Annotated in this window: 23 protein-coding genes, 1 tRNA gene and 1 pseudogene; 11 read left to right on the top strand and 14 right to left on the bottom strand. The window is 40.9% G+C overall.

Going from position 1 to position 22,173, the window contains the following annotated elements:
- Positions 1-2 precede the first annotated feature (2 nt).
- The 5 genes from C2M30_RS09770 to C2M30_RS09750 all read right to left on the bottom strand — a co-directional run bounded on the left by C2M30_RS09770 (position 3) and on the right by C2M30_RS09750 (position 4,517).
- Positions 3-644: a TIGR00730 family Rossman fold protein gene (locus tag C2M30_RS09770; RefSeq protein WP_105171495.1), complete on the bottom strand. Its 642-nt coding sequence runs from the start codon at positions 642-644 to the stop codon at positions 3-5.
- Complete coding sequence (locus tag C2M30_RS09765; protein ID WP_105171494.1) at positions 641-1,753, bottom strand: MltA domain-containing protein; 1,113 nt, start codon at positions 1,751-1,753, stop codon at positions 641-643. The genes C2M30_RS09770 and C2M30_RS09765 overlap by 4 nt, the downstream gene beginning before the upstream one ends.
- A 164-nt stretch (positions 1,754-1,917) precedes the next feature.
- Positions 1,918-1,994 (bottom strand) — tRNA-Val (locus C2M30_RS09760).
- A gap of 182 nt (positions 1,995-2,176) precedes the next feature.
- Positions 2,177-3,190, bottom strand: a complete 1,014-nt coding sequence (locus C2M30_RS09755; protein ID WP_105171493.1) for a DUF3080 family protein — start codon at positions 3,188-3,190, stop codon at positions 2,177-2,179.
- Positions 3,162-4,517: an MATE family efflux transporter gene (locus C2M30_RS09750; RefSeq protein ID WP_105171492.1), complete on the bottom strand. Its 1,356-nt coding sequence runs from the start codon at positions 4,515-4,517 to the stop codon at positions 3,162-3,164. The genes C2M30_RS09755 and C2M30_RS09750 overlap by 29 nt, the downstream gene beginning before the upstream one ends.
- Positions 4,518-4,583: 66 nt before the next feature.
- Between C2M30_RS09750 and C2M30_RS09745 the strand changes: the two genes are divergently transcribed.
- The gene (locus tag C2M30_RS09745; protein ID WP_105171491.1) at positions 4,584-5,213 is read left to right on the top strand and encodes a riboflavin synthase subunit alpha; all 630 of its coding nucleotides are present in this window, start codon (positions 4,584-4,586) and stop codon (positions 5,211-5,213) included.
- Positions 5,214-5,228: 15 nt separating this feature from the next.
- Here the strand turns inward: C2M30_RS09745 and C2M30_RS09740 are convergent, their stop codons facing one another.
- Both C2M30_RS09740 and C2M30_RS09735 read right to left on the bottom strand, forming a co-directional pair.
- Positions 5,229-5,432 carry a CPXCG motif-containing cysteine-rich protein gene (locus C2M30_RS09740; protein WP_054980128.1) on the bottom strand — a complete coding sequence of 68 codons (204 nt, stop codon included), beginning with the start codon at positions 5,430-5,432 and terminating at the stop codon, positions 5,229-5,231.
- Between the two features lie 60 nt (positions 5,433-5,492).
- Positions 5,493-6,368 carry a fructosamine kinase family protein gene (locus tag C2M30_RS09735; RefSeq protein ID WP_105171490.1) on the bottom strand — a complete coding sequence of 292 codons (876 nt, stop codon included), beginning with the start codon at positions 6,366-6,368 and terminating at the stop codon, positions 5,493-5,495.
- A gap of 211 nt (positions 6,369-6,579) precedes the next feature.
- Between C2M30_RS09735 and C2M30_RS09730 the strand changes: the two genes are divergently transcribed.
- Positions 6,580-7,284 (top strand): DUF445 domain-containing protein, encoded by a 705-nt coding sequence (locus tag C2M30_RS09730; RefSeq protein ID WP_105171489.1) that lies wholly within the window; start codon positions 6,580-6,582, stop codon positions 7,282-7,284.
- A 95-nt stretch (positions 7,285-7,379) separates the two neighbouring features.
- Here the strand turns inward: C2M30_RS09730 and C2M30_RS09725 are convergent, their stop codons facing one another.
- The 4 genes from C2M30_RS09725 to cobT all read right to left on the bottom strand — a co-directional run bounded on the left by C2M30_RS09725 (position 7,380) and on the right by cobT (position 10,366).
- Complete coding sequence (locus tag C2M30_RS09725) at positions 7,380-7,730, bottom strand: DUF3718 domain-containing protein (RefSeq protein WP_100913264.1); 351 nt, start codon at positions 7,728-7,730, stop codon at positions 7,380-7,382.
- Positions 7,731-7,986: 256 nt separating this feature from the next.
- Entirely contained in the window at positions 7,987-8,583 is a 597-nt protein-coding gene (gene cobO / locus C2M30_RS09720; RefSeq protein ID WP_054980124.1) for a cob(I)yrinic acid a,c-diamide adenosyltransferase, read from the bottom strand.
- 2 nt (positions 8,584-8,585) lie between these two features.
- A complete protein-coding gene (gene cobS / locus C2M30_RS09715; protein ID WP_105171488.1) occupies positions 8,586-9,353 on the bottom strand; it encodes an adenosylcobinamide-GDP ribazoletransferase in 768 nt (255 codons plus the stop codon).
- Entirely contained in the window at positions 9,353-10,366 is a 1,014-nt protein-coding gene (cobT, locus tag C2M30_RS09710) for a nicotinate-nucleotide--dimethylbenzimidazole phosphoribosyltransferase (RefSeq protein ID WP_105171487.1), read from the bottom strand. The genes cobS and cobT overlap by 1 nt, the downstream gene beginning before the upstream one ends.
- A 69-nt stretch (positions 10,367-10,435) precedes the next feature.
- Between cobT and cobU the strand changes: the two genes are divergently transcribed.
- From cobU to C2M30_RS09690, 4 genes are all read left to right on the top strand, one after another.
- Positions 10,436-10,960, top strand: coding sequence for a bifunctional adenosylcobinamide kinase/adenosylcobinamide-phosphate guanylyltransferase (gene cobU / locus C2M30_RS09705; RefSeq protein WP_105171486.1), 525 nt, complete (start codon positions 10,436-10,438; stop codon positions 10,958-10,960).
- Positions 10,941-11,540, top strand: coding sequence for a histidine phosphatase family protein (locus C2M30_RS09700; protein ID WP_158683365.1), 600 nt, complete (start codon positions 10,941-10,943; stop codon positions 11,538-11,540). The genes cobU and C2M30_RS09700 overlap by 20 nt, the downstream gene beginning before the upstream one ends.
- Positions 11,541-11,646: 106 nt before the next feature.
- A complete protein-coding gene (locus C2M30_RS09695; protein ID WP_105171484.1) occupies positions 11,647-13,029 on the top strand; it encodes an amidohydrolase in 1,383 nt (460 codons plus the stop codon).
- 11 nt (positions 13,030-13,040) lie between these two features.
- The gene (locus C2M30_RS09690) at positions 13,041-14,288 is read left to right on the top strand and encodes an amidohydrolase family protein (RefSeq protein WP_105171483.1); all 1,248 of its coding nucleotides are present in this window, start codon (positions 13,041-13,043) and stop codon (positions 14,286-14,288) included.
- Between the two features lie 64 nt (positions 14,289-14,352).
- Here the strand turns inward: C2M30_RS09690 and C2M30_RS09685 are convergent, their stop codons facing one another.
- Both C2M30_RS09685 and C2M30_RS09680 read right to left on the bottom strand, forming a co-directional pair.
- Positions 14,353-14,793 carry a DUF3010 family protein gene (locus C2M30_RS09685; RefSeq protein ID WP_105171482.1) on the bottom strand — a complete coding sequence of 147 codons (441 nt, stop codon included), beginning with the start codon at positions 14,791-14,793 and terminating at the stop codon, positions 14,353-14,355.
- A gap of 95 nt (positions 14,794-14,888) precedes the next feature.
- Entirely contained in the window at positions 14,889-15,809 is a 921-nt protein-coding gene (locus C2M30_RS09680; protein WP_105171481.1) for an endonuclease/exonuclease/phosphatase family protein, read from the bottom strand.
- Between the two features lie 232 nt (positions 15,810-16,041).
- On the opposite strand from C2M30_RS09680, the gene thrS reads away from it, so the two are divergent.
- From thrS to rplT, 4 genes are all read left to right on the top strand, one after another.
- Positions 16,042-17,952 (top strand): threonine--tRNA ligase, encoded by a 1,911-nt coding sequence (gene thrS / locus C2M30_RS09675; RefSeq protein WP_105171480.1) that lies wholly within the window; start codon positions 16,042-16,044, stop codon positions 17,950-17,952.
- 62 nt (positions 17,953-18,014) lie between these two features.
- Positions 18,015-18,572, top strand: coding sequence for a translation initiation factor IF-3 (gene infC / locus C2M30_RS09670; protein ID WP_010560235.1), 558 nt, complete (start codon positions 18,015-18,017; stop codon positions 18,570-18,572).
- A gap of 170 nt (positions 18,573-18,742) precedes the next feature.
- Positions 18,743-18,943 carry a 50S ribosomal protein L35 gene (rpmI, locus tag C2M30_RS09665; protein WP_010560234.1) on the top strand — a complete coding sequence of 67 codons (201 nt, stop codon included), beginning with the start codon at positions 18,743-18,745 and terminating at the stop codon, positions 18,941-18,943.
- A gap of 15 nt (positions 18,944-18,958) precedes the next feature.
- Positions 18,959-19,318: a 50S ribosomal protein L20 gene (gene rplT / locus C2M30_RS09660; protein WP_010387194.1), complete on the top strand. Its 360-nt coding sequence runs from the start codon at positions 18,959-18,961 to the stop codon at positions 19,316-19,318.
- Between the two features lie 162 nt (positions 19,319-19,480).
- On the opposite strand, the pseudogene C2M30_RS09655 reads toward rplT, so the two are convergent.
- Positions 19,481-20,307, bottom strand: a pseudogene (locus C2M30_RS09655) (SDR family oxidoreductase).
- Between the two features lie 106 nt (positions 20,308-20,413).
- On the opposite strand from C2M30_RS09655, the gene C2M30_RS09650 reads away from it, so the two are divergent.
- The gene (locus tag C2M30_RS09650) at positions 20,414-22,171 is read left to right on the top strand and encodes a M14 family metallopeptidase (protein ID WP_105171655.1); all 1,758 of its coding nucleotides are present in this window, start codon (positions 20,414-20,416) and stop codon (positions 22,169-22,171) included.
- Positions 22,172-22,173: the final 2 nt, after the last annotated feature.

The following is a 22,173-nucleotide window of genomic DNA, read 5'->3' as shown; positions in this document are numbered from 1 at the left end:
TATTATGGTTGTTGACGACCCCGAGCGTGTTTAACAATAATCGCCACCGCTTCTTCGATGTCATCGGTTACAGTGAACAACGAAAAGTCACTTTGGTCAATCAATCCTTTTTTAACTAGCTGTGCTTGCATCCAATCAACCAGCCCTTGCCAAAATTCTGAGCCAAATAGCACGATTGGCATTTTTGAAATGCGGCCGGTTTGTAGTAGCGTAAGCGATTCAAATGTTTCATCGAGTGTACCAAAGCCACCAGGCATACAAATATAGCCCATAGAGTATTTTAAAAACATCACTTTACGGGTAAAAAAATAGCGAAAATCAAGAGGTTGATTTTGATATGGGTTAGGCACTTGTTCGTGTGGCAGTTCAATGTTTAGGCCAATGCTTTTGCCGTTTGTTGCACCGCGATTGGCTGCTTCCATGATCCCAGGACCACCGCCAGAAATTACCGCAAACCCTTCTTCTACAAAGCGTTTGGCAATATCGACGGTTGCTTGATAGTACGCATCGCTTGGCTCTAAGCGTGCTGAGCCAAAAATAGAGATGGCAGGGCCTGTATCTGATAATTTATCAAATCCATCGGCAAACTCACTGATAATACGAAACATGCGCCATGATTCGTCACCCTTTAAATCATCGATCATTGTGCATCTCCTTTTAACACCATAAACCACGCGTCAATATAATCCGGCATATGTCGGTTTGCATCGTAATAGGCGTTAATGCCTGGGTAACTGCCTGCTAAATAGTCTAGCTGATACAAGTTATTTTCAAACGCGCCACCGGTATCGGCCATCACCGCCATTCGGTATTCGCTATGACTTTTAAAATCAAATTGCGCAAAAACTAATGCGCCCAGCCCGAGTTGATAAATATCTCCCGCAAACGTTACTTCAGGTAATACTTCAATTTTATGGTCTGCGTCTTTGCCATAGCCTAAAATGCCATCCACTTGTTTAAAGTACCAGTAACGATTTTGTAAATATGGCTTAATTGCACGGTCGTAGGCAATGCCGTTATTGCGATGCACATTGTAAACACGCTGCTGTCCCTTAATATCAACAACTATAGTACCTTGTAACAGTGCTGACTCTAAATCTTCTCGTGACAAATAAACAAGCGGTTTTGCTAGCTTTTTGGCGTCAATCACACCACCTAAAATAGCTTGTTTACCGTATTTGAATCGCGTTAGGTGTTTTTGTGTATTTGCTTCTTCTAGTGATAAATGGTGTTCATCAAACGGCAGCGCATAGAGTGGAAACGGTGTTTCGGTTGTTTTGCTGTCACTGCCGCTCGCTAAATGCACATAGTATTTTGTCATTAACACTTTATCGGCGGTGAGGTTTTTAAGTAATGGCTTTTTGTTACTTAGTTTTTTCGCATGTTTTGTGTCTGAACTAATACGATAGAAATCATAATGTTTCGTTAGAAACTCAAAATTTGTTAGCTGATGGGTATTATTCATATCATCGTGTTTGGCAAATTCACACAGTGATTTAAGCGTTCGTTCGATGTCTTTTTCAGTAATCCCAAATTGCGAAAGTTTATTTGCATGGATCACCGCGGGATCGTATGCGTTACCCAGTGCACGATAGGCAAGGGTATTATCTGCAACCTGACAAAGCTTATCGCTGTCAGTATTAATTTTAAGGCTTGTTGGCAGTGTTTGTTTGCTAATTGAAAAAGCATTCGCGAACAGGTGAGTTGAGTATATAGCGCACACTAGAAAAGAAAGTAGAACATTAAACTTCATTTAAACATCAATAAGTAACCTAAGTGATAGATGCCAGTTTACTAATTTCAAAAGTGAGAAGCTAGAAAAACGCACAGATGCTGAAGCTAATAGAAGAAACTTATGAACGTAAAATTAAATTAGAAACAACGAATATTTAAGGGGGAAGATATTTTGGAAGTAAATGGTGGGTCTGAGTGAATTCGAATCACCGACCTCCACGATGTCAACGTGGCGCTCTAACCAACTGAGCTACAGACCCTCTATTTATGGTTCGCATTCTACATAGAATTTTTTGTTGCACAAGCAGAATTTTCACCAAACGCGTTTAACTGATGGATTTATATGCAGTTTGCTGTGTTCTTTTATATTCATGTTAGACGGATGTAGATATTGAGCGTAAGTCTAAGACGACGCCAACTCAACCACAAAAGAACATCGGGCTTAGCCTGGTTGAATGTTGCAGCGTTTATACAGTTGTTGCCACCAAGTAACATGCGTAACTGAATACTGCTTTAGGCTGGTATCGAGCGAAAGCGGATGAATGTTTAAATCACTTTCATAAGGCTGATGGTACTGATTTTGCCAAAGGCCAAGTAATGCAGGCTTTACTTGCATATATTCCTGCAATAGATCGTTGTGATAGCCTTGAATTTTACCGCCATAAAATTTGCTAAAAATATTTGTGAGTACGGTGGCGCTTTGATTGTTGTGTCCGGTTTTACAAATGTCGCTAAATGATACAGATTCGAGCGCTTTATTTTGCTGCTGTAGTATAAAAACCTGTTCGTACAAAGCTCGTAACAAACTTGGCAAATAGCTATTTTTGAATAGTGTTGCTAAATGCGCTTCTAATTCAGCGCTGTTTATTTGGTTAAATTCTTGATTTACCAACGCGCTTTTAACGTTTGCTAAATAATTTAAGGTATTAAGGGTGTGTTGCTTTTGCGTTTGGTTAACATCGAGCAGTGAATAAGATACAGGTAAGTAAAGCGAGGCAAGTTGCTTGTCTAAAAACAGCATTTTTTCCCAATAAGTAAACAGCAAGTTGGCTTTTTGTTGTTTTACTTCGCTGAGCTGCTTTGTAAGCTCAGCGTCGTTAAGTGTCGCAACACAATTAGGTACCATCTGAATAAAACGCACATTATATATAAACTCGCTGCTTGGACCGCTGACTTTCCCCAGCTGTGAATTGCGCTCAGCAATCAATTGACCTAATTGGCAGTGCTGTAACTTATTGAGTTGTAGAATGCCAATAGTGCTGGCATCGATATTGGAAAAGGATGGCATGACCAACTTTTTACTGTCTTGATAGGGGGTAAGCTCGGGTAACGTGAGCTGCGTATTTAAGCGTGCGTGATAATCTAAATTAATCTCGCTAGGTGCCTTTGAGCACCCAGCTAGTATTAAAATAATTAAGGTTTTGGTACTAAGCGTTATTAAATGGCGCGTTAGCAAGGCGTTTCCTCACGGTATAAATTAATAAAACGGCTGCGGTTGATAACCCAACAATAATGCCGAGCCAAAAGCCTTCTGGTCCCATAGGCTCAACAATTAAATCAGTTAATGCTAATACGTAACCTAAACTAAAACCGATTAACCAGTACGATATAAACGTAATATACGAAATAGGCGCGGTGTACTTTAAGCCACGTAAAATACCTGTTGCAGCGACTTGCAGCGCATCGGGTAATTGATAAAAACACGCCAAAATTAAAATCGCGCTGGCGAGAGCGATTACTTCGCTATTATCACTGTACACACTACCGATCACGCTGCGTGACAAGAACGTAATAAGCGCCACTAGTGTTGAAATCATCAATGCTAATAACAAACTAGTTGATACGGTATTTTTTACTGCGGCATAGTTTTTTTGTCCGGTAAGATTACCAACTCGGATGCAAATGGCGAGCGCAAGGCTTAATGGGATCATAAATAATACCGTTGATACACTTGCTGCCACTTGGTGACCTGACACCGCAATAGCCCCAAGCGGTGCAATAAAGAGTGGAATACAGGCAAATAGCGTTACTTCAAAAAAGTGTGCAAGCGCAATGGGTGTGCCAAGCTTGGTAATCGTCAGTTGTGTAGCAAAGTGTGGTTTAATTGCGCGAGAAAATAGAAAACGACCTTTTAGGCGTTTTGAGTACAGCATATAAATAAACAAACTGAACGCCATTGACCAATACACAATAGCCGTGGCGATTCCGCAGCCAGCACTGCCGTACGCGTCGATACCGAATTTACCGTGAATGAAAATATAGTTGGCGGGAATATTAATTGCTAAGCCAATTGCGGCAATGTATACCGCAGGCTTGGTGTATGCCATACCTTCACAGACACAGCGAAGTACATTGTAAATTAAAAAGCCCAGTAAGCCCCATTTAACATAGCTAATATAACCAAGAGCAAGACCTGCTACTTCCAGTTCCATTTTGATATAAGAAAGTGGAACATCAACAAAGTATATGAGTGCTAAACCAAGTGCAGCAAGCACCAAAGCTAAGTAAAACCCTTGATACATATCATGGCGAATTGCAAATAGCTTCTTTGCCCCAAAGTTTTGCGCCACCATACCCGTTAAAGCTAATAAGACACCTAGTAGTGTCAGTAGAACTGGGTTCCAAATACCCAACGCAATGGCAAGCGCTGCTAAATCATAGGCACTTACTTGTCCCGCCATTACGGTATCCACAACGCCCATTAGAATCATGGTAACTTGGGCAATAAAAACAGGGATAGCCAAGCGAAGAATAAATCTCGCTTCAAAAACATTAAAGGTCATACTTGCGCATTCTAGCAAAATAAGGAAAATCGTAGTTTACTGAATGTAGAGATAGATAGGAATTAAATGTTTACTGGTATTGTACAAACAAAGGCGTCGGTGGTATCTGTTTCCAAAAGTGGTGAAATTATGCGCCTAGTTTTGTCTACTCCCAACGCATATTTAAATCATTTGGACATTGGTGCGAGCATTTCAATCAATGGTTGTTGTCTTACTGTAGTGGAATACGAGCTCGGTTATAAAGACGTAGTTGGCCAAGTGCATTTTGATGTGATCGACGAAACCTTGAAGCTCACCAACTTAGGTAAATTAAAACAAGGCGAAAAAGTAAACTTTGAACGCTCGGTTACCTTTGGGACTGAGTTGGGCGGACATATCGTCTCTGGGCATATCCACACCGTTGCAAAGCTAACGCGTATTGAACGTGAGCAAGATAACTGCGCAATGTTTCTGTCGTTACCGGAAAAATGGCTCAAATACATTAACTATAAAGGTTTTATCAGTGTAAACGGCTGCAGCTTAACGGTTGGCGAAGTTACTCACAACGGATTTTACCTACACCTAATTCCAGAAACGCTAGAAGTAACCAATTTGGGCCTTGCACACATTGGTAGCGAATTTAATATCGAGGTGGACCAACAAACCTATACTATTGTTGAAACCATCGAACGTTATATGAAAGCGAAAGGTCTCTAATTGCTGCCGAAAGGTTTAAAAAACCTGTTCGTCATCACTGTCGACACTGAGTTCCACTTTGTTGTAAATCCTATCTATGTGCATATTTAAATGGATAGGATTGCAACAGGCTGCACAGTCTTCGTAGTATTCTTGGTCGCCGAGTGTTGTATCAAGTTCTACATCGACATGATTGCCACAATGCGGGCAAGTGATCCGTTGAAATTTATGGTCTCTCATATCAGTTTCCAACAATAAAGACACTTGTTAAAGTGTAGTCGAAAACCTTAATTTTACCCGCTAGTCTAGACCATATTGTTGCTGGATTTTAACAACTTGCATATGTGCATCTTCAATATATTGATTACCAAAAATATTTCCATGATTAAGCACGTGGTACAAGCTATAAATATGCTTTCGTTGTTGGTAAGTTTCGGGCAGTGGATAGGTATCTTGATAGCCAACATAAAAATCATGGTGAAATTTGCCAAACAGCTCGGTCATGGCAATATCGGCTTCGCGGTCGCCATAATAGCATGCTGGGTCAAACACGCTCGGTTTGTGTTGGCAAAAGCCTACATTGCCTCGCCATAAATCACCATGCAGTAATGATGGCTGACAATGATGGGTATGCAGTATTTGCTTTATTAAATCGACAAAGCGGTCAATATCCACCAAATGAACGCGCTTTTCTGCTAGCAGTTGCAGTTGAAAACCAATTCGCTGTTCGGCAAAAAAAGTATCCCATTTTTTATGCCACTCATTGGGCTGAGCAGTTAAACCTATGTAGTTATCTAAATCAAAGCCAAACATTTGTTGTTGATGTTTTTTATGAAGTTCAGCTAATGTCACACCAAAGTGATACCAATCAGTTTCGCTGCCGTCATCTAAATCAAGCCATTCAATTACATGGTAGGCAAACTCATTACTTTGACCGACAAGCAACGAATCGGCAACGTAAAAAGTGCTTTCTTTGGTAAGGGTGTTTAAACAAATGCGTTCTTGTTCAAAGTTATCGAGTTTGTCTTTGCTTGCGACTTTAACAAAAAAACTCTGTTTATCATCTGAAAGTTTATAAAGTAGATCATCTCCAGAGTTCGACAGTTGAATTTTGTTCGATATAGCGAGGTTACAATGTAGGGTTTTTGACAGTTCGGTGATTAGGGCATTCCACATAATTAAGTCCTTCGCAGCGATTTAGTTTGCTAGTGGCGCAAGCACACAGTTGAGCAACAAACTAACTATAGTCAAGGCTCATTATTTTTGAGCACCGTTTACAAAAAAGCACATAAAATAAGAAGAAATTCGGCTTTTTGCCCTTGCTTCTAGCCAAACCCAAACTTTAAAATAGCGGCGATTTGGGTTTAGCTGGAATTTGGAGGGTTAGTTGAACAAGCACGCTATCACCAATCTTGTCGCTGTGGTGTTAACAGTGGCGGGTTTTGTATTGTCTTTACCGTGGTTACTAAGCATTGGTTTATTTGCGTTATCAGGTGCGCTAACAAACTGGCTTGCTGTGCACATGTTATTTGAAAAAGTACCCGGTCTTTACGGTTCGGGTGTTATTCCAAATCAGTTTGAACAGATTAAATTAGCCATTAAGCGCTTGTTTATGTCGCAGTTCTTTACTCAAGAAAATATTAATAAGCTAATGTCAGCAGAGCTGGATAATAGTGAGAACGGCATCGATTTCACGCCGATCATTGAAAATACCGATTTAAACCCAGCGTTTGACTCTTTGGTTGACGTGGTTGAAAACTCGCAATTTGGCGCGATGCTTGGTATGTTTGGTGGTACAGCTGTACTTGAACCAATGAAACAGCCATTTATTGAAAAAATGCAGTCATCGCTTATTGAGATCAGTAGTTCTGAAGTATTCCATAAAACTGTGCAAGCTCAGCTAACATCTAACACCAGTGCAGAAAAGCTCCAGTCGAAAATTGAAGCGATTATTGAGGCACGTTTAACCGAGTTAACGCCTGAACTTGTAAAAGAGCTTATTCAAAACCTTATTAAAGAGCACCTAGGCTGGTTGGTTGTTTGGGGTGGGGTATTCGGTGGTTTATTTGGCTTACTTGCTCATTTTATTTAAAGCCGATTATCAATTTAAAAGAATTACGTAAAAACGGAGGCTGAGCCTCCGTTTTCTTGTCTTATTCCCGTCATTATTCAAACACCATGTTAAGGTTACTTGCTGCCTGAAACATAGATGATTTGTTTTTTCGCCATCGCTAAGTCTTGAATACTGGTTGATGTTTTAACTTCTAAATTTAAATATTTGCCAGTGCGGTTAAGGCCATATGTATTTGCAAATTTCGCCAGCGACATATCATTACAAGTTAGTTTATCCGCCAGTGAATGCTTTTTAAGATAAGTTTCTTTAAGTTCACGATGTAGTTTAAGCGGTTTGTTTGTTGTCATTGCCATACAAAGCGCAGTACCCGGCGAATTATCTGCTGCGACAAATTGTGTATCTGCAGATGCGTTTACTGAAGCGAAAAGGGTGGTGCTAATAAGTGCTGCTGCTAAAACTTTCATGTTAAATTCCTCATTCCAACATTAATTAAAGTAAGTGTTCACGTTTTCAATTGAACGTACTTATATAGTCGCTGAAATTCGAAAAAATGCTGTTAACCTAACGTGACAGGGTGTAAAAGAGTATTTCAAATGTGTCATTAGCGCATAAAAAACGCCACTTTTCATGGCGTTAATATGTGACATTTGCAATAAATAGCTGAAATTATTTTTTAACTTTTTTCATTGCTGAAGTAATTACACGTCGCTTTGTGTGAATTTACCAATCGATGCCTTTACGCGCTTTAACGCCGTTGTCAAAGGCATGTTTAACATTACGTACTTCAGAGACAGTGTCAGCGAGCTCTTCTAACTTACGGTGTGCTGCGCGACCGGTCACAATCACGGATTGCTCTTTTGGGCGGTTGGCAATTGCCATAAGTACGTCATCAAGGTCAATATAGTCGTAATTAATCATATAAGTGATTTCATCAAGTACGACCAAATCTATGGTGTCATCTGATAAACACTGTTTGATGTCTTGCCACACAGCTTGCGCGGCTTGTGTATCTGATTCTCGGTTTTGCGTTTCCCAAGTGAATCCTGTTGACATAACAAAAAAAGTGGCGCCGGCATTTTCAAGTAAGTTGCGCTCACCACACTCCCAGCCGCCTTTAACAAATTGTGCTACAGCTGCTTTTTGCCCATGACCTACAGCACGTGCAACCGTGCCAAATGCACTGGTCGACTTTCCTTTGCCATTACCAGTGATAACGAGAAATAGTCCTTTTTCTATGGTTGCTTTGGCAACTTTCTCATCGACCGCTTTTTTGATTTTTTCTTGACGCTTTTGATGTTGTTCAAATTTATCTGACATTGTTATTCCAAAAATAATAAAACTAAGCAATATATCAATACTTCGAAAATTTGCTGAGCCGCGCCCAAACAATCTCCGGTATAGCCATTAATGTGTTTTTTAAACCAAGCGATAAGTACGCTGCGAACCGCGAAACAGGTCACAATGAGTGCTATAAGCTGTAGTAAACTTATGCCATACAAAAATAACACAGCACATAGTACACAAAAGGTAAGCCATAAACGGTTCCGAGCGCAGCTTGGCAAGTGTTTGGCAATTGGTTTTACTTTGCTTATGGTGTCTTCTGTGACATAGGGGCATGTGCCAATAATACTGGTGGCAAATGCACGGCTAATACCATGTGCTGCGATTAATGCCATGACAATATGACTTGTTGCAACGAGTGTTTGATACTTGATTGCAAAAAGCGAAATCAGAGCAAGTGTACCATAGGTGCCAAGGCGTGAGTCTTTCATTATTTCCAGTTTTCTATGGGCATCGAATGCACCGCCAAAGCCATCGGCAACATCTGCTAGGCCATCTTCATGAAAACCGCCCGTAAGTAATAAACCAATTATTATTACAAGCACAACCGATACGCTAATTGGCAACACGAGTTGTAAAAGGTAAACACATAACCCGAGTAAACACCCAATAAATACGCCAACTAGTGGAAAATAACCAGACGCCTTGTTGAGTTTGTCATCACTGTAGTCGTCTATATGAATGGGAATACGCGTTAAAAAGCTGAGCGCTAATTTAAATAACGCGATTTCATGTTGTAGCGTCATTACAAGGAAATTCCCAAATCTTCAAAACTGGCCATCTCATTATAAAAGTTAACGGCTGCCTCAATTAACCCTAGGCAAAGTGCGGCGCCAGTGCCTTCTCCTAGCCTTAAAGAAAGATCAAGCAATGGCTCTACCGCTAATTTGTCTAACATTTGGCCATGTGCGGATTCGTTTGATTTATGGGCAAATACTAAATTAGTTCTAATACTTGGTTTAATTGCCAGAGCAATGGCCGCAGCGCTTGTAACAATAAATCCATCAACCAATATTAATTTGTTGTGTTTAGAAGCTTCCAGCATGGTAAAGGTCATGGTAGCAATCTCAAAACTACCTAGCTGGCGCAAAATTTCGAGCGGCTGGTCGCTGTCTACACGGTTAACCGCCTTACTTATAAGCGAACGTTTGTTGTTAAATTGTTGCTGGTCAATGCCAGTGCCATGTCCAACCACATTTTCTACAGGTAGCTTAAATAGTTTTGCAAATATAGCACTTGCTGGACTGGTATTACCGATCCCCATTTCGCCAAAGGCTATTAGATTAGTATCTAGCTGTTGTAGCAGCTTTTCACTATGCAAGCGTGCTTCATCGAACTGTGTTTCAGTTAAAGCGGGTTCTACGCTTATATCACCACAAACATTACCTAAGCGCGCGTTTATTAAATTATTATGCTCTGGTAATTGGGTCTGAATACCGCAATCGACTACCTTTAATTGCCAATTTGTTGACTTTATAAAGCTATTGATCGCAGCTTGTCCGTTTAAAAAGCAACTCACCATCAACGTGGTAACGTCACTTGGGGCAATGCTAATATTGTGTTTAGCAATACCATGGTCGCCAGCAAACACAAGTAACGTAGGGTTTTGAATAGATAATGAATTTGCACTATGTGGGGTAAGTTGTAGCGTTGCGATTTGCGCTGCAAGTTGTTCTATTTTACCAAGCGAGCCTAACGGTTTAATCTTACCGTTAATGGTGTTTTGAATTGTGTCGGCAATATTGTTACTGGTAGACATCTGGATTTCCAAATATTTTTTAGTTATTGTGCGTGACAAACCCAGCAGTAACAAGGGCTTTTGCTTTTAATGAAGAAAAATTTAGTAATTGGTGGTGTGCGTTCTGGTAAATCCCGTTATGCCGAACAAACAGCGCAAGAATACGAAAGACAGCTCGCACTTCCGGTTGTTTATATTGCAACCGCTGAAGCGTTTGACGATGAAATGAAAAGCCGTATCGAGCGCCACAAACACACGCGCCCTAAGCAGTGGCAAACCATTGAAAGCGGTCCCAAACTTGTTGACTCATTGAATGCAGTTGAAGAACCTTGCATTATATTGATTGATTGCTTAACGGTTTGGCTAAATAACTGTTTGTATTATCAACAAATTGATTGGCAAGAAGAAAAGCAACGCTTTCTTGATTGGTTAACGCGAACTAAACATACTGTGATTATGGTAAGTAATGAAGTGGGTTTTTCTATAACCCCCGATAATGCACTAGCGCGCCAATTTGCCGATGAGCAAGGGTGGTTAAATCAAGATGTTGCGCGTATTGCAAGCACGGTTACGTTTACCATTGCAGGGATCCCCCATGAGCTCAAACACGACTAATATTTACTTACTCCGGCATGGATTACCAGAGGGTGATAAATGCTTACGTGGATTGACGGATTTTGCGATCACCGAACACGGGCTTTCACAAATGCAGCAGGCAAGCGATGGGCTAACTATCGATGCCGTTATTAGTTCGCCACTTAAGCGTTGTTGCCATTTTGCAAAAACCTACGCCGATGACAAAAAGCTCAGTTTTGAAACAATGAGTGATTTTGCTGAAATGAATTTTGGCGATTGGGATGGCAAACCATTTAGCGAATTATTTGAGCACCATAACGGCCAAATTATGGCATTTTTTAAATCGCCGTATTCGGTATCGCCTCCTAATGGCGAAACCATGGCGGCGTTTAATCAACGGGTAACCACAGCGTTTAAATTTGTCTGTCAGCAGTATCAAGGAAAGAATCTGTTACTGGTAAGTCATGCTGGCGTGATGCGCGAAATTCTTCAGTTAGTACTCGGGGTACAACAATCCGATGGGCAGTTTCAGCAATCCATTGATTTAGCCTACGCTAGTTTGTTAAAGATTAGCGTGATAAATGACAAGGGCGACTATTTTTACCGATTACATTTGTAGCGTTTACATTTGTTTATAGCAAATAAGCGGGTGTTTACCGTAAAAATGTGCAATTGCGGCTTTTATTCGCTACATTTGAGCAGTATTTTTTCGGAGAATAACAATAATGCAAAGATTTATCCCTTCTGCGTTAGTTGTTGCTATGTCACTGGGGCTGGCAGCTTGTAATAAACAAGCACCACAAGGTGAGCACGTTTCAATTAACAAAAATCCATACCCGAGTACTTATCAACCTTATGAAAGTACAGAATTACTGATTAAGAATGCTACCGTATTAACAGGTACTGGCGAACGTCTTGATAATGCAGATGTATTGATTTTAAATGGCCAAATTTCAAAAGTAGGCGAAAACTTAAGTCATGCAAGTGCACGCGTAATTGACGCCAATGGCAAGTGGGTTACTCCGGGTATTATTGATGTACATTCGCATTTAGGTGCCTACCCAAGCCCGTCGGTTGAATCGCACCAAGACGGCAATGAAATGACTAGCCCGAATACCGCTTACGTATGGGTTGAACACTCAATCTGGCCACAAGATCCTGGTTTTAATACTGCCCGTGCTGGTGGTATTACATCACTGCAAATTTTACCAGGCTCAGCTAATTTATTTGGTGGTCGCGGTGTAACGCTTAAAAACGTGCCAGCTCACACCATGCAAGCAATGAAATTCCCAGATGCACCTTATGGTTTAAAAATGGCATGTGGTGAGAACCCGAAACGTGTATACGGTAGCCGTAAAGAATCACCAGCAACACGTATGGGTAACATGGCTGGCTACCGCAGCGCATGGGCTGAGGCAACAGAATACAAACTTGCGTGGGAAAAATACGATCGCGAGCACAAGTTAGGTTTAACCGTTGATGCACCAGAGCGTGATATTAAACTAGATACACTACGTGGCGTTTTAGATGGCGAGATTATGATCCATAACCACTGCTACAAAGCAGAAGAAATGGCGATGATGATTGACCTATCGAAAGAATTTGGTTACCACGCAGGTACGTTCCACCACGGTATTGAAGCATACAAAATTGCAGACTTACTAGCAGATAACGGCAGCTGTGCGGCACTGTGGCCTGATTGGTGGGGCTTTAAGATGGAAGCGTACGACATGGTGCAAGAAAACATTGCCATTGTTGATGCGGTTAAAAATTCATGTGCCATTGTTCACTCAGATTCAGACACAACAATTCAGCGTCTAAACCAAGAAGCGGCAAAAGTAATGTACCGTGCTAATGAAAACGGTTTTGATATTAAAGAAGAGCATGCAATTCGTTGGATCACGCAAAACGCAGCGAAATCGCTGGGTGTTGAAGATAAAGTGGGTAGCCTAGAAGCGGGCAAGCAAGCAGATGTTGTTATTTGGAATCAAAGTCCATTTAGTGTTTACGCACAGGCAGAGCAAGTATTTATTGACGGCGCAAAAGTATATGACCGCAACGATGATAAATACCAAGCGAAAAGCGACTTTATGTTAGGCCAGCAATAAGGAATACAGTGATGAAATTATTTAAACAGACCTTACTTGCTGCAGCGGTGTTAAGTTCAGCAGGCGCAATGGCGCAAACAACTGCAATTATTAATGCACAAATCCATACTGCATCTGAGCAAGGTGTTATTAAAAACGGTAGTGTGATCATTGAAGACGGTAAAATTAAAGCCGTTACTACTGAGGCGGCAACCGCAGATGTGATTATTGATGCACAGGGTAAAATTGTAACGCCTGGTTTTATTGGCAGCATGAACCAACTTGGTTTAGTGGAAGTGGGCGCGGTGGCTTCATCGCGTGATGGCAACGAGAAAAAAGGTGGTATTACCTTTGACCCATCACTTGCATTTAACCCAAAATCAACACTCATTGCGTATGCACGTAAAGGCGGGATCACCCGTGATGTTATTGCGCCAAGTTGGGGTGAAAGTCCATTTGTTGGCTTAAGCTCAACGGTTAATTTAAGCGGCGAGTTTGGTACAAGTGTGGTTGATAGCCAAAATGCGATTATTGTTAATTTAGGCGGTACTAAAGACGGTTCACGTGCAGCATCTTTAAGCGAATTTATCGATACGCTAGAAGAGCAGCAAACGAAAATTGCGAAAGCAAAAAAGTCTGACAAAAAAGATGATAAAGCTGAGCCTTCTAAAAAAGAAAAGCTATTAACAGCGGTATTAAACGGTGAAAAACCTGTTGTTGTGCGTGTATCACGTGCACAAGACATGCTTGAGCTAATTAAAGTAAAAGAGCGCTTTGGTATCGATTTGGTGATTTCAGGCGCGGAAGATGCATTGCCAATCAAAGCGGAACTGGCGGCAGCTAAGGTACCTGTTATTTTAAGTGCGATGGCAAATTTACCGGGTGATTTTGATTCGTTAAATGCGTCACTTGAAACTGCAGGCGAGTTAGAAAAAGCCGGCGTGCTGGTGGCACTTACTATTGCAGGCGATAGCAGCCACAATGTGTATCAACTGCGTTATGACGCGGGTAATGCAATTGCCAATGGTATGAGCCGAGAAGGTGCACTGAAAGCGATTACGAGTAATGTTGCTGACATCTTTAATATTGAAGATGCAGGTAGCATTGAAGTTGGCAAGGCTGCAGATTTAGCTGTATGGTCGGCAGACCCATTTGAATTCAGCACTACACTTGAAAAAGTGATGATTAATGGTGTTGAAGTATCGACTGAGTCGCGTCACGATAAATTACGTGACCGCTATATGGCTGAAACCAATATGCCACGTGCTTACACTAAGTAACTAAATTTATTGTTTAGTAATACTCAGTAAATACAAAAAAGGCGCCAATTGGCGCCTTTTTTACTTAAGCTTTATTGTAAGTACGGTGTGTTAAGTCTATGTAGGCTGTAACAAATGCCGTTTCTTGGAACTTTTTAAGGCCGGTATCTTCAAAATCAATTGGCAGCGGGTTTTTCTTCAGCTGTTCTTTCATTGCCGTTGGATTAAGTAATACTACACGCATATCGTCAATCAATTGCAGTGCCGCTTCAATTTTAAAGCCTTGTGGGCTGCCCGCAAATTTACCTTTTTGTTGGCGCTCTTTGATAGCAATGCTATCAACTTGGTAATCTTGCATTAGTTTTGCAAAGTCGAACTGGAATTTACGGATTTCTTCAGCATCATCACTTTTTGGTAATACAAAACGGGTTTGGCGCACATCACGAATATCAAATACGTCGTTGTCTTTTGCTAATACACAAATTAAGGCTTCAGAGCCTTTAATTTCAACACCACATGTTCTCATTGGGGCATTCCTAACTAAAAATTTTCGCTAGTTTACCACAGGCCTTATAAATAACATTAGTGTGTTCAGATAAATTACCATGATTAATGGCGCTGTTAGGAAAGGGTAATACAGACCATTGCATGATCAGTTGTTACGTTGATTTCGTCTTGGCTGATATGCTCACCCTGCACCTTGAAATCAAGTGTACTCAAATTTAATTCACTTAAAATAGATTCAGGGCAAACGATATAGTCGAGCACACTGCCTTTACCATAATAATAGTGAGTCGGCTTTCGAGTTTGTAATTGGCTTAAATAAAAGCTGTCGAGTAGTTTTAAATCGCCATCAAGGTCTTGTTTAAATTCAGTTTCTTCGGTAAAAAATGCTAAGTTTGATTGCACCGCTTGTTGATTAAAATCTCCCATAATAAAACTGGGAAGCGGGTGTTTAAGTTGCTGACTAATAAAATCAAAATACAGAGCCATGGCTTCATCGGCACGTTGTTTATCAGATAGTATTCGGCCAATATGGGCAATCGCGACAGGCGAGATTTCGTCTGCGTTAGGCAGTTCGTCGGCAATGTCAGTTGCGCGTTTTGATTTTAAATGTGTGCCGTACAACCGTATATGGCCATATTCAGGGTGAGTGATTTCACAATTAATAATTTCACGCGATAGCGCCGACATTTTTAAAAATGGCGGCACATCAATGCGCCTGACATTGGTAATTGGAAACCGCGATGCAATTAAAACAATTGGACGTTTATATAAATAAGGATTGTGTTCATCGAGCGCAGGTTCATCGCAAATAGCAAAGTGGGGAAGCCCGCATTGGGCGATTAGTTCAGTTAATGCGCATACTGAGAATACTTCTTGAAAACAAATGACATCGGGGCGGGTGGTTAATAACAATTGACTCAGCCACGCTTCTTTTTGCTGCCATTGCGCTTTAGTGTAGGTCGATTCGAAGTCATAAAAGCTGTAAGGTGGCTTGCAGTAATTGCATAAATTTAGAGAGGCTATGGTCAGTGACATTGTCTTTACTTCGCTTGCTGATTACCCCTAAGTATGTGTGATTTGGAAAATTAGTCAATCGGATCGGTTTCTCCTTGTAATTCATAATTTGCTAGTTAAAATAACTGTTTTACTTTCATGAGCCGAGTATTTAAGTAACCACACTTATTGTAAAAGTGTTTTGAATGCTGGACTCACTTTATTAACTGCATGTGATGCATTGTAGGCATCACCACTGTAGCAAGGACAAAACATGCCAATTATTACTCTTCCAGATGGCTCACAACGAGCATTTGATAATCCTGTTTCTGTATTAGATGTTGCACTAGACATCGGCCCTGGTTTAGCTAAAGCAACCATTGCTGGTCGTATCAACGGCGAGCGTGTAGACGCATGCCAGTTAATCACCGAAGATAGCCAGCTGGAAATCATTACCGCAAAAGATGACGATGGTTTAGAAATTATCCGTCACTCATGTGCTCACCTTTTAGGTCATGCAATTAAGCAGCTTTACCCTGATGTTAAAATGGCGATTGGTCCAACAATCGACAACGGTTTTTACTACGACATCGATATGGAGCACTCATTAACAGCGGAAGATCTAGAAAAACTAGAAAAGCGTATGTTAGAACTTGCGAAAACAAATTACGACGTTGTTAAAAAAGTTGTTACTTGGCAAGAAGCGCGCGATACATTTGAAGCGCGTGGCGAAACGTACAAGATGGAAATCTTAGACGAAAACATCAGCCGTGATGACACACCGGGTTTATACCACCACGAAGAATACATTGATATGTGTCGTGGTCCACACGTACCTAATATGAAGTTCTGTCAGCACTTTAAAATTATGAAAGTGGCTGGTGCTTACTGGCGCGGAGATTCAGACAACAAAATGCTACAACGTGTTTATGGCACAGCGTGGGCAGATAAAAAGCAATTAAAAGCGTATTTAAAGCGTCTTGAAGAAGCAGAAAAACGTGATCACCGTAAAATTGGTAAAGCACTTGACTTATGGCACTGGCAAGAAGAAGCGCCAGGCATGGTGTTTTGGCACAATGACGGCTGGAGCATTTACCGCGAGCTAGAAGACTTTGTCCGTGAGAAACTGCGCGAATATAAGTACGAAGAAGTAAAAGGCCCATTAATGATGGACCGTGTACTTTGGGAAAAATCAGGTCACTGGGATAAATATGGCGATGCGATGTTTACCACTGAATCTGAAAAGCGCGAATATGCGATTAAGCCAATGAACTGTCCAGGCCACGTTCAAATCTTTAACCAAGGTTTAAAATCATACCGTGATTTACCTCTTCGTATGGCTGAATTTGGTTGTTGTCACCGTAACGAACCATCGGGTGCACTACACGGCCTAATGCGTGTACGTGGCTTTACACAAGACGATGCGCACGTATTCTGTACTGAAGAGCAGGTAATGGAAGAAGTATCATCGTGTATCAAAATGGTATACGACACATACGAAACATTCGGCTTCGAAAAAATCGTGGTAAAACTATCAACGCGTCCGGAAAAGCGCATTGGTGAAGACGAAATGTGGGACAAGTCAGAAAAAGCACTGGCTGATGCACTGGATGCAAATGGTATTGAATTTGAATACCTACCAGGTGAAGGTGCATTCTACGGTCCGAAAATTGAATTCACATTATACGACTGTTTAGAGCGTGCGTGGCAATGTGGTACGGTTCAGTTAGACTTTGCATTACCTGGTCGTTTAGGTGCAACTTATGTTGCCGAAAATAACGAACGTAAAACGCCAGTGATGATCCACCGTGCGATTTTAGGTTCAATTGAGCGTTTCATCGGTATTTTAACTGAAGAATATGCGGGATTATTCCCAACTTGGTTGGCACCAAAACAGGTTGTGGTAATGAATATTACCGATAAACAGTCTGAATATGTGACAGAAGTTGTAGAAAAATTGAATAATCTTGGATTTAGAGCCTGTGCTGACTTGAGAAATGAGAAGATAGGCTTTAAAATTCGCGAGCATACTTTAAAACGTATTCCGTATTTACTAGTTGTTGGTGATAAAGAAGTAGAACAACAAGAACTAGCAGTTAGAACACGTACTGGTGAAGACCTTGGCAAGTTATCAGTTGATGACTTTATTGCTAAGCTTGCTGAAGAAGTTAAAAATAGAAAATAAAATAGTGCAAGGTGTGTATAAATAATGTACATTACGCACCTTGTTTTTAATCTTGGTATTTCGTGGAGGAACGAACCATTAGAGGCGGAAAAAAGGGCCCAGCGGCTCAAAAAAATCGTATCAACGAAGAAATTACAGCAAAAGAAGTCCGTTTAGTCGGCTTTGAAGGTGAGCCATTAGGCGTAGTTAGCCTGCAAGAAGCATTTGATAAAGCAGATGCTGCCGGTGTTGATTTAGTTGAAATTAGCCCAAATGCAGAGCCACCTGTTTGTAAAGTGATGGATTTCGGTAAGTTCATCTTTGAAAAAAGCAAAGCACAAAAAGAGCAAAAGAAAAAGCAGAAGCAGATCCAGATTAAGGAAATCAAATTCCGTCCAGGTACTGATATCGGCGATTATCAAGTTAAATTACGCAATTTAACTAAGTTCTTAGAAGCGGGCGATAAAGCAAAAGTTACTATTCGTTTCCGTGGTCGTGAAATGGCGCACCAAGAAATCGGTATTGATTTATTAAACCGCATTAAAGACGATTTACAAGACATCGCTCAAGTTGAGTCTTTCCCTAAAAAAGTGGAAGGCCGTCAAATGATTATGATGTTATCACCAATTGCTAAAAAGTAATGGTGAGAAGATAAACTAGGTATAAAGTGAGGCTTATAGCCTCCACCTTGTTTAGCCGGTTAAAGTGAACTTTGTTCCACCGGTAATTGGTAGTAAGTTAGGCCTGCAAAGTGAATGTAAATTCCGCCTACTTGCTGAATATTAAAGCAATATCAATTGGAGTTATTGCAATGGGCTATAAATTAAAAAGCCACAGAGGTGCTGCAAAGCGCTTCAAAAAGACTGCTTCAGGCGGTTTCAAGCGTAAACAAGCGCACTTACGTCACATTCTGACTAAGAAATCTTCTAAGCGTAAGCTTCACTTACGTCCTAAGGCTATGGTTCATAAGAACGATATCGGCCTTATCAACCGTATGTTACCATTCGCTTAATAGGGGTTTTTAGTCATGGCAAGAGTTAAACGCGGTGTTATCGCACGTGCACGTCACAAGAAAGTTTTAAAGCAAGCTAAAGGTTACTACGGAGCACGTTCACGTGTTTATCGCGTAGCGTTCCAAGCAGTAACTAAAGCAGGTCAATACGCTTACCGCGACCGTCGCGCTAAGAAACGTACTTTCCGTCAATTATGGATTGCACGTATCAACGCGGCAGCACGTCAGAACGGTCTATCTTACAGCCGTTTCATTAACGGTCTTAAGAAGTCATCTGTTGAAATCGATCGTAAGATCCTTGCAGATATCGCTGTATACGACCAAGTAGCTTTCGCAGCACTAGTTGCTAAAGCAAAAGAAGGTCTAGCTGCTTAATCTTTGATTAAAACGCTTTACAGATTTAAAGGGAGCTTATGCTCCCTTTTTTAATTTCTAAGTATTGAGTGTTCAGATTGAAGATTTCAGAATACTTAGTGTTGAGAAATAAGTTTTCAGATTTCAGAATACAGCTAAATCCTGAATCCTAAACCCTAAACCCTATCTCGACTTGGTTAAAATACTGTCCATTAAGCGGGTTGATAAAATACGTTTTAAGTAGCCAAATAAATAGGTAGGGAAGGTTACGTAGTAGCGAGGCTTTGCACGTTTAGCTTCGATTGCATGTAATAACTTTTTATAAACGGCTTCTGGGCCAAGTGTAAATGGCTGTGCTTTACCTTTAACTTCAAGGCGCGCTTGTTGTTTTAAATAGTTTTCATAGTGGGCACTGTTTTCAGCGTCAATCTCAGCACTAAAAAATGCAGCTAACGCATTATCACGGAATTTCGATTCAATTGGGCCAGGCTCAATTAAACTCACCTGAATATTGGTATCTACAGCTCTTGGCGCAGAGTGTCAGTTAAGCCTTCTAGTGCAAATTTACTGGCATTATAGGCACCACGATAAGGTAAAGTGACTAAACCTAACACAGACGAGTTTTGAATAATGCGGCCTTGGCCACGCTCACGCATATGCTTTATCGCAAGGCAGGTTAAATGGTGCCAACCGAATAAATTGGTTTCAAATTGCGTTCTTAGTGCATGTGTTGGTAAGTCTTCTACTGCGCCCGGCTGACCATATGCACCGTTATTAAATAGCACATCAATATGACCAAGAATATCGAGCGCTTGGCGATACCCACTTTCAATACTGGCTTCACTTGCAAGGTCGAGTTGGACACTGTGAATACCTTCTTGTTGTAGGCGTGCAACGTCTTCTAATTTACGGCAACTTGCGACGACCTTATAGCCACGTTCAACGAGCGCTTTTGCACAGTAATAGCCAATGCCGCTTGAACTACCTGTTATTAGTACTGTTTTAGTCATATGTTCTGATTTTAAAGAATAATTGGCCCTACCTTAACGCGTTCAATTGCAAATTCAAGTTAATTTGATTACCGTAAAGCCAAATTATTATAAAGAAATAACACGCATGTTTTTAAACGCTTTATTACTGACTGCGAGCCTTTCTGCAGTTGACCACTTACCGCCACTTAAAGCGTGGCAAGGGCAAAGTGAACGCCTATTACAACCGACTAATCCACTGGCAACACAATTTGAACGTTCAGGTGGTATGGAATCCCCAAACTATCACGATACCATGGAGTATCTCGATAAACTGGTTGAGGCAAATAGTAAGCAGTTTAAAATCGAGTCAATTGGTACCAGTGACGCGGGTCGGCCCATAAAAATGCTTATCGCTAGTGAAACAGGTCAAATCGATAACAATAAAGCGACTATTTTGCTACAAGCGGGTATTCACTCTGGTGAAATAGATGGCAAAGATGCCACCTTTATGTTGCTTCGCGATATTGCTCAAGGGCAGCGAAATGATATTTTAAAACGCGTAAATTTACTATTTATTCCGATTTTAAATGTCGATGGACATGAAAATGCGAGCCGCTTTAACCGTATTAATCAGCGTGGCCCTGAGGTCATGGGGTTTCGTACTAATGGTCGCAATTTAAACTTAAACCGAGATTACACTAAGCTTGAAACCCCTGGCGTTCAGGCGGTGATGCGCGTGATTAATCAATATCAACCAGATATATATGTTGATATGCATGTAACCGACGGTGCGGATTATCAGTATGATATTACCTATGGCTCAACGCCTAGTTTCGCTTCGGACTCACCAAAAATTGCGCAATTTATTGCAGAAAAGATCAATCCGGTAATTGACGCTAAGCTGTCACGTTTTGGCCATATCCCAGGTCCACTGGTGTTTGTTATGAATAAGCGTGAAATGAGCGAAGGTCTAGCAGGTTGGGTTGCCACGCCGCGCTATTCTAATGGCTGGGGTGATATTACTAATTTGCCAACCATTTTATTAGAAAATCATTCATTAAAACCATACAAACAACGTGTACTTGGCACTTATGTGTTTTTAGATGGTGTTATTGATGCCGTTTCAAATAATTTGAGCAAGTTACGCCGCACTGTAAAAATTGAAAAAGACTTTATGCCGCGTGAATTAGTCGTTGCCCGTAGTTATAGCAAGGTACCGGTATATATTGACTTTTTGGGTATTGAATATGAAAAGTACTTCAGCGAATTAAGCGCGCAACAAGAAGTGCGTTACACCGGTAAGGCAAAAACGTACAAAGGGTTACCGGTTTTTTGGCGCAAAGAGGTGGTTGAAAAAGTGAAAGTGCCTGCCGCATATTATTTACCAAAAGCGTGGAGTAATATCGCAGCAAAATTACAGCAACATGGTATTAAGCTTGAGCGTGCCTATGGTGTTGTAAATAACTTAAAAGCAATTACGGTTACCGATCACACTTTTGCATCAACACCATTTGAAAGCCGATTGCAGGTATCTGGCCAATTTGAGTATTCAAATGCCGCTAAAGTTGATTTAAGTACGTATTACAAAATAAGCACTGCGCAACCAAATGGTAAATTGGCGGTGCATTTACTGCAACCGGAAGCGGAAGACTCGTTCTTTAAGTGGGGCTTTTTTAATAGTATCTTTCAACGCACTGAATATTCAGAAAACTATGCGTTATTGCCGTTTGCAGAAAAAATGCTAGCAAATGACCCAGCGTTGAAGCGTGCGTTTGACGAAAAGCTAGACAGCGATAGTGAGTTTAAAAACAGTGCGCAAAAACGTTTAGCGTGGCTGTACAGCAAAACCCCATTTTACGATGGCGGGTACTTAAATTACCCCGTTTTAATTGAGTATGAGTGATT

The sequence above is a fragment of the Pseudoalteromonas sp. T1lg24 genome (assembly GCF_002964745.1).
In the GTDB taxonomy this organism is placed as follows: domain Bacteria; phylum Pseudomonadota; class Gammaproteobacteria; order Enterobacterales; family Alteromonadaceae; genus Pseudoalteromonas; species Pseudoalteromonas spongiae.
Note: the sequence above shows the minus strand (reverse complement) of the source record. Positions and strands in the feature narration are given on the sequence as shown.

Coding starts and splice junctions, on each gene's coding strand:
- C2M30_RS09765 (WP_105171494.1), bottom strand. CDS start 1,753: ATGAAGTTTAATGTTCTACTTTCTTTTCTAGTGTGCGCTATATACTCA.
- C2M30_RS09740 (WP_054980128.1), bottom strand. CDS start 5,432: ATGAGAGACCATAAATTTCAACGGATCACTTGCCCGCATTGTGGCAAT.
- C2M30_RS09695 (WP_105171484.1), top strand. CDS start 11,647: ATGCAAAGATTTATCCCTTCTGCGTTAGTTGTTGCTATGTCACTGGGG.
- cobO (WP_054980124.1), bottom strand. CDS start 8,583: ATGTCAGATAAATTTGAACAACATCAAAAGCGTCAAGAAAAAATCAAA.
- C2M30_RS09745 (WP_105171491.1), top strand. CDS start 4,584: ATGTTTACTGGTATTGTACAAACAAAGGCGTCGGTGGTATCTGTTTCC.
- C2M30_RS09725 (WP_100913264.1), bottom strand. CDS start 7,730: ATGAAAGTTTTAGCAGCAGCACTTATTAGCACCACCCTTTTCGCTTCA.
- cobS (WP_105171488.1), bottom strand. CDS start 9,353: ATGACGCTACAACATGAAATCGCGTTATTTAAATTAGCGCTCAGCTTT.
- C2M30_RS09690 (WP_105171483.1), top strand. CDS start 13,041: ATGAAATTATTTAAACAGACCTTACTTGCTGCAGCGGTGTTAAGTTCA.
- C2M30_RS09650 (WP_105171655.1), top strand. CDS start 20,414: ATGTTTTTAAACGCTTTATTACTGACTGCGAGCCTTTCTGCAGTTGAC.
- C2M30_RS09680 (WP_105171481.1), bottom strand. CDS start 15,809: ATGTCACTGACCATAGCCTCTCTAAATTTATGCAATTACTGCAAGCCA.
- C2M30_RS09770 (WP_105171495.1), bottom strand. CDS start 644: ATGATCGATGATTTAAAGGGTGACGAATCATGGCGCATGTTTCGTATT.
- rplT (WP_010387194.1), top strand. CDS start 18,959: ATGGCAAGAGTTAAACGCGGTGTTATCGCACGTGCACGTCACAAGAAA.
- C2M30_RS09685 (WP_105171482.1), bottom strand. CDS start 14,793: ATGAGAACATGTGGTGTTGAAATTAAAGGCTCTGAAGCCTTAATTTGT.
- cobU (WP_105171486.1), top strand. CDS start 10,436: ATGAAGAAAAATTTAGTAATTGGTGGTGTGCGTTCTGGTAAATCCCGT.
- C2M30_RS09735 (WP_105171490.1), bottom strand. CDS start 6,368: ATGTGGAATGCCCTAATCACCGAACTGTCAAAAACCCTACATTGTAAC.
- C2M30_RS09750 (WP_105171492.1), bottom strand. CDS start 4,517: ATGACCTTTAATGTTTTTGAAGCGAGATTTATTCTTCGCTTGGCTATC.
- cobT (WP_105171487.1), bottom strand. CDS start 10,366: ATGTCTACCAGTAACAATATTGCCGACACAATTCAAAACACCATTAAC.
- thrS (WP_105171480.1), top strand. CDS start 16,042: ATGCCAATTATTACTCTTCCAGATGGCTCACAACGAGCATTTGATAAT.
- rpmI (WP_010560234.1), top strand. CDS start 18,743: ATGGGCTATAAATTAAAAAGCCACAGAGGTGCTGCAAAGCGCTTCAAA.
- C2M30_RS09700 (WP_158683365.1), top strand. CDS start 10,941: ATGAGCTCAAACACGACTAATATTTACTTACTCCGGCATGGATTACCA.